Origin of the sequence: Chryseobacterium sp. CFS2 (assembly GCF_036543225.1) — a bacterium.
Taxonomy (GTDB): domain Bacteria; phylum Bacteroidota; class Bacteroidia; order Flavobacteriales; family Weeksellaceae; genus Chryseobacterium; species Chryseobacterium culicis_A.
The window spans coordinates 593,806-606,855 of record NZ_JAZHQU010000003.1; the positions used below are offsets into that span (position 1 = coordinate 593,806).

A 13,050-nucleotide genomic window follows, 5' to 3' on the forward strand; every position below is an offset into this window, starting at 1 on the left:
AGTAAATTTTAAATAAAGATAAACAGTATTTTGAAATGCAACATTAGTCAATGACAACAAGCCGGAACATGTCAAAAAATACTTAACAGATGTCAGAATTCCCTTGAAAAGAGAGTACGTATTACTTTCTGAAAACTTTCATCTGCCCGGCCATAATTGCCAGTAAAATCCCAAAACAGGCAAAAAGTCCATAGGAATATCTGAGATCAAAGCTTTCTGCAATATATCCGATAAGAGGCGGGCCCATCAAAAATCCTAAAAATGAGATGCTGGATACAAAAGACAAAGCAATACTTGGAGCTACCGTACTCACTTTCCCCACCGTACTATAAACGGATGGCACACTCAGAGAACTTCCAAGGCCAATAATCATAAAAGCGATGATGCAGATCCATAATTCCGGGAAGAAAACACTTAGAAAAAGTCCTCCGCTCATCAGGATTCCACAACACTGCAAAACAATCTTTTTCCCATACTTCTCAATAATTCTGTTCCCGATGAAACGACCTAAAGTCATCATTAAAATAAAACTCGTATATCCCAGTATAACAAGATTCTCCGGTGCTTTAACTATCGTTTGAAAATACACTCCGCTCCAGTCGAACATTGCCCCTTCAATCGCCATACTCAGGAATCCAATAACGCCCAGTCCCAACAATGTTGGATTCACAAATTTGAATATTGACCGGGTTTGCGGCTCTGCTTTATGGATAATATTAGTCAGATTTCCCTTGCTATAGAACCAAAGTATCCCAACAAGGATAAAAGTAAAAACAAAATGGTAAAAAGTTCCTATATGGAGATTGATCATTAATAAACCCACTACCGCTCCCGTAAGGCCTGCAAAACACCAGGCTCCGTGATACGAAGAAAGAAGTGTTCTTTTTGTTATAGATTCTATTTCAATAGCCTGTGTATTGATCGCTATATTGCACATATTTCCGGAAACGCCAAAGAAGAACAGAACAACGGCCAGCGTCCAGTAAGAAGGAGCTAACCCGATTAACAAAAGAAAAAAAGGATACAATAAAAAGCATCTTTTAATAATCCAGCTGCTTCCGTAGACACTGATCAATTTTCCGGCTAAAACCATTGTAGAAAGCTGTCCTATTGGCATGAGAAGCAAAAGGGTTCCCAATTCTGCTTCATTGATCGAAAGAGCATTTTTTATGATGGGAATCCGGCTCGCCCAGGAAGAAAAAACAAGCCCATGGGCAAAAAAAAGTAAGAAGCAGGCTGTCGGCATTTTTGCATTAAAAGATTCTCTCTCGTTCATTATAACAGGGTAATAAAATTCCTTTTGCAAAGTTAGATACGGACATGCATTAAAATCTAGTTCATTTTTGTCATTTTTATGTTCCATTTTAACCAATAAGTAGGAAAGCAGACTTCAATATGGTAGAAAATCACTGTGTTTTTGGAACACTGATCTTCATTTTTCATTAATTTCGTTCTATAAAAATAAACCATGAAAGAAAAATGGATTTCCTATCCAACAATTTTAGAAGGAGAAACGGTTGAGTTAATTCCTCTTGAAAAAGAACATCTTGAAGAATTATTTACTGCCGCTTCAGATAAAGAACTCTGGGCACTGATTCCTACAGACTGCTCAGATAAAGATCTGTTTTATAAAAGCTATGAATTTGCCTTGTCAGAAAGGGAAACCGGAAATCAATATCCCTTTGTAATCCGTCATAAAGAAACCGGAAAACTGATCGGCTCCACCCGTTTTTTTGAAATATACCCTGCAGACAGAAAGCTGGAAATCGGATGGACATGGATTACCAAGGAATTCTGGGGAACAGCCATTAATCTTGAATGCAAATTACTGCTTCTCACCTTCTGTTTTGATATTTTGAAAACAAACAGAGTACAATTAAAAACGAAAGACAATAACTTCAGATCGAGAAAAGCCATTGAAAAAATCGGCGGTGTATTTGAAGGTATTTTACGCAAAGACAAGGTTCTCAGTGACGGCAGTACAAGAAATGCTGCCTATTACAGTATTTTAGATGATGAATGGAATGCCGCAAAGCTTAAGATCGAAACTCTGATAAAAGAAAAACAGTCCACTTTATAAACAACAAAAGACAGTATAAAATCAATTCCGGATGGGAAAAGATATTATACTGTCAATTTTGTTAAGGTTTAAACCTGAATTCAGTTTATTTTTTTATAATTTTCTTTGAAACAAATTCTTCTTTCTTCCATGCTCACTGAAGCATACCTATTCCTTTAGAAAATCCCGATCTGTCTCTAATTAAAAGACTGTCTGTAACTCAGCGGTGTTTTATCGGTTTTCTTTTTAAACAGTTTATTGAATGACTGTGGGTGCTCAAATCCCAGAGCATAGGCAACTTCAGATACAGAGAACCCTGTAGTGGTAAGATATTCTTTCGCTTTTTCAATCAGTTTTTCATGAATATGCTGCTGGGCGTTCAGTCCGGTAAGATTACGAAGCATATCGCTCAGATAATGAGGAGACAGATGGAGTGTGGAAGCCAGAAATTCTACGGTAGGAAGCCCTTTATTTAAGGTCTCCTGTTGGTTAAAATAATTTTCAAGCACATGATCCAGTTTGGTCAGCAAATCATTATTGACTGTCTTTCTGGTAATAAACTGTCTCTTATAAAAACGGTTGCTGTAATTGAGAAGAACGTCAATATAAGAAACGATAACATCCTGACTTACTTCATCAATGGCTGTATTCAGTTCATTTTCAATATTATTCAGCAATCCTGTTACCGTAGTTTTTTCCTGATCAGACAAATGCAGTGCCTCATTGGTATCGTAAGAAAAGAAACCGAAGTTCTTAATATTCTTTGCTAAAGGATAGCTTCTGATGAAATCCGGATGTACCAGTAATGTATACCCGGAATATTCTGCATTTTCATCGGTAGAAAGAACCTGTCCTGGCGCTGTGAACATCATTCCTCCTTCATTGAAATCATAATATCCCTGTCCATAGCCCATTTTCCCGGTAATAGAATATTTATAAGAAATTTTATAAAAATTCAGGATAAAACTTCTCTTCAGCATATCCTTTTTGATACTCATTTTCGTATTATCCACAAGGCTTACCAATGGATGAAGCGGTTTAGGGAGCTGCAGCATACTGTGCAGTTCTGATATGGATGAAATTTTCAAAGGAACATTATCTTTCTTTTCCATGATATAAAATTATAAATTATTTGTTGGAAAAGACAGTATAAATGAGATTTACTTTATACTGTCTTTCAAAAACCTGATTAAATAAACTGTTTCCCAAACTGCTCTCTAAACACTTCATCACCTAGTTCAAGGCGCTGTGCATAAATAGCCTTAGCATCTTCTCCGGCCACATATCGAAGCTGTTTTTTACCATCCGTAGCAGCCTCATACACTACTTCTGCAATCTGTTCCGGTGTAGAAGCAGCCTCCATCATTCCATCCATTTTAGAAAATAGAGAATTAGTCATCTCTTCATAAGCAGGACTGGATGCTGAATCCAATGAACGGCTTACAAAATCAGTCTTGATTCCTCCCGGAGATACCGTTTTAATATCAATACCCAATGTATTAAGCTCAAAAGCCAAGCTTTCGCTCCACCCTTCAAGTGCCCATTTGGTAGCGTGATACGTAGAACCTAACGGGAAAGCAACCAGTCCTCCTATAGACGTTGTAGAAATGAACATTCCTTTTTTCTGTTCTCTGAAGTAAGGAATAAATGCCTGTGTAACGCGTATAACCCCTAATAAATTAGTGTCCAGCTGTTTTACGATCTGATCATCAGAAAGAGCCTCCAAAGGTCCTATAAGGCCATATCCTGCGTTATTGTAAACCACATCAATATCTCCAAGCTCAAGAGCCTGCTTCACGGTGGATTGTATCTGTGCCGGATTGGTAACATCCAGAGGAAGTACAGTTACGTTCTCCAAAGCTGTAAGATCGGCCGCTGCTTCCGGGTTTCTCATCGTAGCGATTACTTTCCATCCTCTGTTTTGAAATAATTGTGCAGTTGCTTTTCCTAATCCTGTAGAAGCACCTGTTATAAAAATTGTTTTCATTTTTCTTGGTTTAAAATTACAGGACAAAGTTCAGCATTAGAAGAAACGCCGGAGTTGCCAAAATGCGGTAAGCTGTAGCCAAAACGGATGCTGAAATACATTTGTTTTTTGTAAGTTTGTCTTCATCAATTTTTATGGCAGAATATATTCTTGATAACATCAATATCAGTACACTTTCCGTATATGATCTGCTGAAACATACTTCAGACAGTTCGTTTATCGGAATCAGGGATTTCCGTGATATCTACCCGGTTGCTATTGAAAACAATACAGGAATATTTACCAAGCAATCTTCACTACAGGATTTTCCGGTGGTCAGTATCAGCAAAATAGGCAGTTCGCTGCTTTGTACCTGTACGTGTGACCACCCAAAAGAACAGCTTTGTTCCCATCAGGCAGAGATTATCCACTGTATTATCGAGGATAAAAATTACCGCCTGTTTTTTGATGATATGCTCCGTAAAAAGATGTTTCTCCCTAAAGCCAAGGGATATGGTCTTGAAAATGAACCCGATCTGGATCACTATTTTCAGCTTGAATATACTGACGGGAAAATTGAAATACTCCCCAGAATCAAGGAAATGCTTCCCGTAGATGATGTGATGCTTACCAAAGATCTTCTCCCACAGCTTCCTTCTAAACTGGATGAGCTGGCAGTACTGGAAACCGGGAAAAAACAAATATTGGTCATCGGGAAGCACCGTTATTACAATCATATGACCTTCTCTCTGATGGAGGCAGAAATAACACAGACAGGAAAAATAAAGAACCCCGTAACTCCTGTAGATGCCATGCAGCTGATATGGAAAGCAGAGAAACCTGTGGACATCAAATTTTTTACAGCCATTACCTCTTTCCAGAATAATTACAATGAAGATTATAATCCATCAGAACTGGAAGCTTTAAAGCTCATTGTACAAAACCCCCGGGAACTGGAAGTGTATTATCACGACCGGGAAATTGCAGAAACCGTTTCAGCAAAGTCCCTTTCCCGAACTGAATTAAATACTTTAGATGCGGAGATTCAATTATCTGTATTTAAGAAAGATCCATTTTTTGAAATAACCGGAGAATTGCTGTTCAACGATATTTCTGTTCCTTTCAAAAATATTGTTCTCAGAAATGAATATTTTGTATATAACCGCAACACTTTCAGCTTTGTAGATGATCCGGACATGCTCAGAATCATCCGGTTTTTCAAGGCTAATAATGAAATTTTACTGGTTCATTCTTCGAAATATGATGCATTTATGCAGAACATTCTCTCTACGATAGAAGAACGTATTCATATTAATTACAGCTATATACAGCCTGCAACAAAAGTACAGCTTGAAGATAAAAATTATCAGACCGAAAGGGTTATTTATCTTCGTCAGCAGGAAAATTATATAGGAATTACTCCCGTTATGAAATACGGAAATGTAGAAGTTCCGGTGTATTCCAGGAAGCAGCTTTTTGATACAGATCAGAATGGAAATCCATTCAAAATAGAAAGAAATGAATCTGCAGAAGCCCGCTTTACTTCTTTGGTTATGCAGCAGCATCCTGATTTTGAAGAACAGATGGACGGATATCAGTATTTTTATCTTCACAGAGATAAGTTTCTGGATAACAACTGGTTTCTTGATGCATTTGAGACCTGGAGAAATGAAGGAATAATCATACTAGGCTTTAACGAATTAAAAAACAATAAATTAAACGCTCACCGTGCTAAAATCAATATTCAGATTACCAGTGGGCTGGATTGGTTTAATGCCAAATTAAAAGTAGGATTTGGTCCGAAAGAAGCTTCCCTGAAACAACTTCACCGTGCGATCCGAAACAAGAGTAAATTTGTTCAGTTGGATGATGGCAGCATGGGAATTCTTCCTGAAGAATGGATAGACAAAATATCCGCTTACTTTCATGCAGGAGAAATTGATGAAGAACTTTTAAAGATTCCGAAAATCAATTTTACGGAAGTTACCGCATTGTTTGAAAAAGAAGTCCTGAGTAAAGAAGTTCAGGAAGAACTTACTTCATATTCCACGAAATTTTCAAAAGTAAAAGACATTCCGGAAGTGGCTGTTCCTGCTGAACTGAATGCCGAACTGAGGGATTATCAGCATGACGGACTGAACTGGCTTAATTTTCTTGACGAATTCAACTTCGGTGGATGTCTTGCAGACGATATGGGATTGGGAAAAACCATCCAGATCATTGCTTTTATCCTGTCGCAGAGGGAAAAACGAGGCCATACCACTCATCTGGTTGTAGTTCCTACTTCCCTGCTTTTCAACTGGCAGGAAGAAATGAGCAGATTTGCTCCTTCTATAAAAGTTCTGCTGCATTATGGAGCTGACAGACCAAAGACAACGGCTCATATGCCAGACTATGAAGTAGTTCTTACTACCTATGGAATGCTTCTTTCGGATATCCGGTTTCTGAAAAACTTCAATTTCAATTATATTTTTCTGGATGAATCACAGATTATTAAGAATCCGAATTCAGAAAGATACAAAGCAGCACGCCTGCTTCAGTCCAGAAATAGAATTGTACTGACCGGTACTCCTGTCGAAAACAGCACATTTGATCTTTATAGCCAACTTTCATTCGCCTGTCCCGGATTGTTGGGAAGCAAACAATATTTTAAAGATATTTATGCCATTCCTATTGATAAATTCGAGTACAGCAAACGGGCGGTGGAACTTCAGCAAAAGATCAAACCTTTTATCCTCAGAAGAACGAAGAAACAGGTTGCAAAGGAACTTCCTGAAAAGACAGAAACAGTAATTTACTGTGAAATGAATACAGAACAGCGTAAGATCTACGATGCCTATGAAAAGGAACTTCGTGAATTTATTGCAGCCAATGATGACGATGACCTGAACAAAAACAGTATGCACGTTCTTACAGGGCTTACAAGACTCAGACAGATCTGTAATTCTCCTGTTTTGATGAAGGAGGGATATTCCGGTGAAAATGCCGTTAAAATCGAAATTCTGATGGAGCAGATCCTTGGCAAATCCAAAGATCATAAAATCCTTGTTTTCTCTCAGTTTGTTGGAATGCTGGATCTGATTAAGGCTGAACTTGAAAAGCACAACATTCAGTTTGAATATTTAACGGGACAAAGTAAGAACAGAGGGGAAAAAGTAGCGAATTTCCAGAGGAATGAAAATATCCGTGTGTTTCTGATCAGCTTGAAGGCTGGTGGTGTAGGTCTCAACCTTACTGAGGCAGATTATATCTATCTTGTAGATCCCTGGTGGAATCCTGCTTCTGAAAACCAGGCTATTGACCGTAGTTATCGTATAGGACAAACTAAAAATGTAATTGCTGTAAGAATGATTTGTTCCAATACTGTAGAGGAAAAAATACTTACGCTTCAGAAAAAGAAAAAACAACTGGCTCAGAATCTGCTTGCAACTGATGGGAAAAAGCTTCAAGGGCTATCTAAGCAGGATCTTATGGATTTACTGGAATCCGGTTCATAATACCACTAAAAGCGACTCAAATACAGGAATTCTATTGTTCCTAACATAAAAAAAACCGACAGGTCCTAGCCTGTCGATTAAAAAACAAAAATTGATATGGATATGATTTAGATATGATGTGTCTATTTCTTGATAATCTTTTCTGTGATGAGTTTTTGATTTTTTGTCTGAATTTTAATCAGATAAGTTCCCGGAACAAAACTATCCATAGAAACCGTTACTGAATTTCCTTCCAGCAGTTTTTGCCCGGACATGTTGTAAATTTCATATTTCTCCAATCCTTCTTTCATCTTAATTGTTACAGAATTTGGGGTAGGATTTGGATATATTTTTACATAGGCTGAAGCTTCTTTAGAAACTTCAATGGTTGAAAGACTCTCAGGCTGAATATTTAAAGTATAATCCTCTGCCTGACCAATAAACCAACCTGAAGGACACGGAAGATTCTTCAAAGCTCCCATCCATGAATTGGATTCATAAGCTTTTACCAGTCTGAAACGGGTTTCTCCCAGTTGTGCTCCTGCCGGAATGGTTATATTACCTGTTGTAACCCCGGATTGCTGACCAGAAACCGGATTGGAGTTATCCAGGTATCCAAGATTAAATTGTTCATCAGCATCAAACTGATTATTATGGTTAAAATCAATATAAGCATAGGCTGATACCGTATTTTGTCCATGTGTACCTCCTGTAACTGTTATCGGATAGGTATTTCCACGATTGACATTGTAAACCGTTGCTGTAAAGTTTTCAAGAACATCAGAATTCCCGTCGAGCGCACTGTTTCTAACAACTCCGGCAAATTCTACTGTACTGATCTCACTTACGGTCAAACTTGTAATATTTTCAGTACCGCAATAAGGAGCCGGGAAATTGGCGGTCTGTCCTATAATATTAACCGTATAATCCTCTGTCTGTCCCGCTCTTAAACTGGTATCACATGCAGTACTGATAGAATTTGGGGCTGCAGGATTAGAATACGCCTGAACATTTGTATTTTTAAGCACCCTCATTCTTGTACTTCCGTTGGCTGCAGTGGCAGGAATCGTTATTGTATTGTTGATGGTAAACGCATTGGCTGGATTGGCTGCTTCAAGTCTTCCAATATAGAAGCTTTCTCCGGCATCATCAAGATTACCATTCTGATTAAAGTCTATAAAAACAACTACATCACTTGGAAATGTGCTGGAAGGCCCAGTCACAGATATATTGTAATTACTTCCGGATTGTAAATCAGTAGACATTGAGGTAAAATTCTCATAGACTTGTGCGTTCCCGGACTGAACAGGAGATGAATTATTAATGTTCCCGAAAGTTACATGGCTAATCATATTGCTGTCAGCTCCATACTGAAAGGCCGGCATACAATACTGCGCCTGTGCATTCATCAGCGAGGCAAGTACAATACCAGAAAGAGTAGTTATTTTTTTCATTTTCTTTGTAAAATTTCTTGAGACAAATTTATATTTATTTAGAATGAATAAAAATAACATAGCAATGATATTTATCAGTTTAATAAAAATAACCAGTCAGCGCTCCGCCTGTACACATTTAATAATTTGATTTATTAATGGATAATCAATCCGTTACCTATGCAAAAAGATCTTTCTCAATTTTACTTCAAGAAAGATCTTTTTTAATAATAAGGATAAAAATTTAGGGTATTTACTGCTTTAGTCTATATTTTCAATAAGAATTGCGGAAGCACCTCCTCCTCCATTACAGATGGCAGCAATCCCATATCTTCCTTTTTCCTGACGTAAAACATTCACCAAAGTGGTTACAATTCTTGCGCCTGAAGCCCCAATCGGATGTCCTAATGCAACTGCTCCTCCATATATGTTTACTTTGCTCAGATCATAGCCCAGGATTTTCTGATTGGATAAAATCACTGAGGAATAAGCTTCATTAATTTCGAAAAAGTCGATATCAGACAAACGAAGACCTGTTTGCTTTAGCAACTTTTCAATAGCTACAGAAGGCGAAGTGGTAAACCATTCCGGCGACTGAGCTGCGTCTGCATAGGCTACTATCCTTGCCAGTGGCTTCAGATTATGATGTTCTACAGCTTCGGAAGACCCTAATATTATAGCTGCGGCACCATCATTCAGATTACTGGAATTGGCAGCGGTAAGAGTACCGTCAGTTTCAAATGCAGGCTTCAGAAGAGCTATTTTCTCAGGAATCAGTTTATCGATATCTTCGTCTTTATCAACGATTATAGTCCCTTTTTTTCCTTCAATGGATATTGAGATCAATTCCTTACTGAACTTGCCGTTTTTAGCCGCTTCCTGAGCTCTCTGATATGAAAACAGAGCATATTCATCCAGTTCCTGTCTGGTCAGACCATATTTTTTCACGCCTAATTCCGCTGCACTTCCCATGTGGAAATCATTGTATACATCCCACAGCCCATCTTTGATCAGTCCATCAATAAGGCTGGTATCTCCCAACTTTGTTCCCTGACGGAGCTTTACATAATGTGGAACATTACTCATGCTTTCCATTCCTCCCGTCATTACAATACTGTCCAGACCAAGCTGGATCTGCTGAGCACCCATCATTACTGATTTCATTCCTGAAGCACAGACTTTATTAATCGTTGTCGCATCCTTATCTACAGGAATTCCGGCAAAAATAGCAGACTGTCTCGCTGGAGACTGTCCCACTCCGGCACTGAGTACATTTCCCATATACACACTGTCTACATGTTCAGGAGTAAGTCCAATGTTTTCGTAGGCATCCAGAATCGCTATAGCTCCTAGCTGAGTTGCTGTAAATCCAGACAAACTTCCCATAAAACCACCCACAGGAGTACGTTTTGCTGATAATATAAATACTTCTTTCATTGATTTGTTTTTAATACCGATCGGTATATTTATAATTAAAAAAAATCCCTCTTTATTTTAGTAAGGAAATTATAACAAAGATAGAAAATATACCGATTGGTATATTCAAAATTAAAAAAAAGTCTTACTTCAATGGTAAGACTTTTTTATTTATGCTCTGCTCAGCTGATCCAGTTTTTTCAGCAGTGTAGGTATTCTGTAAGCACCATGCATCTGTTCTACTTTTACCTGAACTTCGTCAACGTCAATTCCTCTGGCAGTCACAAAAAGTGGCGTTTTACTTTCCCCACGGAATACACTTCTTCGCTGGGAATCCGGGGTTGTAAATTCATTTTTTGCAATTCCAACAACAGGGGTTTTATCGTCCAATACTTCATAAAGGTATCCTCCTAAGCCAATTTTTCCCTCATTATCCAGTGTAACATATCCATCCACAATGATAATATCTTCGGGTCTTAATGTTATTTTCTTTAAAAGGCTTACAATGCAGGGTAATTCTCTTTTGTAAAAGGCTCCACTTTCATATTCAGAGCTCACAGGGATCTGTTCTATAAAAGTTTCCACTTCTTTTTCAGATGACCAGTCTTCAAATGCAATACAGACCGTATTGGCATAATCTTCATAGTAGTAGGTATCGAATGCGTAAATCATATTTCTTTTCCTTAAAAAAACTCTCCGAAATGCCACAATATTCCTGAAGGATCATGTACAAAACACTCTTTTCCCCAATCCATCGTTCTTACAGGAGTAAGCCTTACATTTTCATATTGATCCGGAAGTCCTAAAGACACAAGTTCTTTCCAGAATTCATCAGTATCGGTTACTTCCATAAAGACCATTGTATTATCAACCCATTCTTTGGCATAATAATCCTGAAGATAAAAGCCAAGCTCTTCACGTATAAACAGTGATAATTTCGGTTCCAGAACAACTTCTTCAAATCCCAGATCTCTGTAAAAGTTTCTGCTGACTTCAAAATTTTGTGCTCCGATAAAAGGTCTGATAGATTTCAGTTTTGGTGTCATATTTTTTTATTTTTCCAGTCTTTATGGGTCAATTCAAACTTAATCTCATCTTTGCCATGCTTTCCTGTTTCCTTCCAGCCAGATTTTCTGTAGAAGTTTTCGGCTCTTGTTCCCGGTGAAGTACCCAGCCATACAAAGTCTTTATTCTGCTCAAAATACCAGTCCAGCATGATGTCATGAAGTTTTCTGCCAATTCCCTGATTTTCAAAATCAGGATGTACGAAGAGTGCCCATATATTATTCTCTTTAAGGTCTGCAATAGAAAAGCCAACAATCTGATTTTTCATCTCACATACCCAGCCTTTTCCTCTTTGAAACAAAAATTCTTCACAGTCTTTATCAGTAACCAATCCCGGATCTGAGAGTATATTTTCTTTCACAGAATTTCTTACCCACTGAATCTGTGAAATGTCTTCTGGCTTTGCTTCCCGGATCATTATATTCATGGTAGTTTGTTAGTAAACGCAAAGGCGTTAAATATTTTTTTGATTATTTTTTATCAACAACAATTCTTTCTTCTCTGTTCGCGATATCCCAGGCTGTTGTAAAAATAAGCTGAGTTCTTTTCTCCAATAACTGATAATCAATCTTTTCCGGATCATCACCTGGTTTGTGATAATCTTCATGAATACCATCAAAGAAGAATGCTACAGGAATATTGTGTTTGGCGAAGTTATAGTGATCTGAACGGTAATACAATTGTTCAGGGTCATTCAAATCATCGTATTTATAATTCAGTTCCAGATTATTTGTTCTTTTGTTGGCTGCCTCATTAATGACTTTAAGCTGAGAGCTTAACATTTCAGAACCAATCACGTACACATATTGCTTTCCTCTGTTGGCAGGATCGTCACGTCCGATCATATCAATATTAAGGTCAACAACCGTATTGGCTAATGGGAAAACAGGGTTTTCGGAATAATATTCTGAACCAAACAGTCCGTGTTCTTCACCTGTAACATGCAGAAACAGGATTGATCTTTTAGGTCCTTTTCCTGCTTTTTTTGCCTGCTGGAATGCTTTAGCGATTTCCATTACGGCTACAGTTCCGCTTCCGTCATCATCTGCCCCATTGTAAACTACTCCATTTTTGGTTCCTACGTGATCATAATGTGCAGAAACCACCACAATTTCGTCTGGTTTTTCAGTTCCTTCGATAAAAGCTAAAATATTTTCAGAATCAGGAAGATTGCCTCCTCCTCTCTTTTTCATAAATTCAGACGGTACTTTCTGATAGTATGAGCCTAATGCTTTAGGCGCTGAAATACCCAGGGTTTTATAATAATTAATCATATACTCACCCGCTTTTTTCTGTCCTTTGCTTCCGGTATCACGTCCTTCCATATCATCTGCAGCAATGACATACAGGTTTTTCTTTAAATCCTCAGCATTGATTACTTTGTATGCATTATTAAATGCTTTGTTATGTTTTGTAGAAACAGGATGTGAAGCATTCCCGTCAGATATTTTTGCCGTTCCACAACTGGTTACCACAGCCATTGCAAATAACGGAATAAGTATTTTTTTCATAAAGAATAAATTTCTTAAAAATAACAAATTTTATTGAATCCTAATAGGATTAATCCATACGACAAAATAATATGCAACTCATTATAAATTTAACAACACCTTAATTTTAAATATAATATGATAT

11 protein-coding genes are annotated in these 13,050 nt (G+C 37.7%); 2 read left to right on the plus strand and 9 right to left on the minus strand.

From position 1 onward, the window contains the following. Positions 1-121: 121 nt before the first annotated feature. Positions 122-1,276 carry an MFS transporter gene (locus tag ODR02_RS09600; RefSeq protein ID WP_309512289.1) on the minus strand — a complete coding sequence of 385 codons (1,155 nt, stop codon included), beginning with the start codon at positions 1,274-1,276 and terminating at the stop codon, positions 122-124. Between the two features lie 192 nt (positions 1,277-1,468). On the opposite strand from ODR02_RS09600, the gene ODR02_RS09605 reads away from it, so the two are divergent. Then, positions 1,469-2,080, plus strand: a complete 612-nt coding sequence (locus ODR02_RS09605; RefSeq protein ID WP_309512290.1) for a GNAT family N-acetyltransferase — start codon at positions 1,469-1,471, stop codon at positions 2,078-2,080. 176 nt (positions 2,081-2,256) lie between these two features. Here the strand turns inward: ODR02_RS09605 and ODR02_RS09610 are convergent, their stop codons facing one another. Beyond that, entirely contained in the window at positions 2,257-3,171 is a 915-nt protein-coding gene (locus tag ODR02_RS09610) for a helix-turn-helix domain-containing protein (protein ID WP_309512291.1), read from the minus strand. Positions 3,172-3,248: 77 nt separating this feature from the next. Continuing rightward, complete coding sequence (locus ODR02_RS09615; RefSeq protein WP_309512292.1) at positions 3,249-4,046, minus strand: SDR family oxidoreductase; 798 nt, start codon at positions 4,044-4,046, stop codon at positions 3,249-3,251. A gap of 134 nt (positions 4,047-4,180) precedes the next feature. Between ODR02_RS09615 and ODR02_RS09620 the strand changes: the two genes are divergently transcribed. Continuing rightward, on the plus strand, positions 4,181-7,522 hold the full coding sequence (locus ODR02_RS09620; RefSeq protein WP_309512293.1) for a DEAD/DEAH box helicase: 3,342 nt from the start codon (positions 4,181-4,183) through the stop codon (positions 7,520-7,522). Positions 7,523-7,644: 122 nt separating this feature from the next. Here ODR02_RS09620 and ODR02_RS09625 read toward each other — a convergent pair whose 3' ends face one another. From ODR02_RS09625 to ODR02_RS09650, 6 genes are all read right to left on the minus strand, one after another. Beyond that, on the minus strand, positions 7,645-8,955 hold the full coding sequence (locus tag ODR02_RS09625) for a T9SS type A sorting domain-containing protein (RefSeq protein WP_309512294.1): 1,311 nt from the start codon (positions 8,953-8,955) through the stop codon (positions 7,645-7,647). Between the two features lie 240 nt (positions 8,956-9,195). Beyond that, positions 9,196-10,371, minus strand: coding sequence for an acetyl-CoA C-acyltransferase (locus tag ODR02_RS09630; protein WP_309512295.1), 1,176 nt, complete (start codon positions 10,369-10,371; stop codon positions 9,196-9,198). A gap of 150 nt (positions 10,372-10,521) precedes the next feature. Beyond that, entirely contained in the window at positions 10,522-11,022 is a 501-nt protein-coding gene (locus ODR02_RS09635; protein ID WP_309512296.1) for an endonuclease V, read from the minus strand. 11 nt (positions 11,023-11,033) lie between these two features. Then, the gene (locus tag ODR02_RS09640) at positions 11,034-11,396 is read right to left on the minus strand and encodes a glyoxalase (RefSeq protein WP_209784731.1); all 363 of its coding nucleotides are present in this window, start codon (positions 11,394-11,396) and stop codon (positions 11,034-11,036) included. Further along, the gene (locus ODR02_RS09645; protein WP_309512297.1) at positions 11,393-11,842 is read right to left on the minus strand and encodes a GNAT family N-acetyltransferase; all 450 of its coding nucleotides are present in this window, start codon (positions 11,840-11,842) and stop codon (positions 11,393-11,395) included. The genes ODR02_RS09640 and ODR02_RS09645 overlap by 4 nt, the downstream gene beginning before the upstream one ends. Positions 11,843-11,885: 43 nt before the next feature. Continuing rightward, positions 11,886-12,926: a M28 family metallopeptidase gene (locus ODR02_RS09650; protein ID WP_105682576.1), complete on the minus strand. Its 1,041-nt coding sequence runs from the start codon at positions 12,924-12,926 to the stop codon at positions 11,886-11,888. Positions 12,927-13,050: the final 124 nt, after the last annotated feature.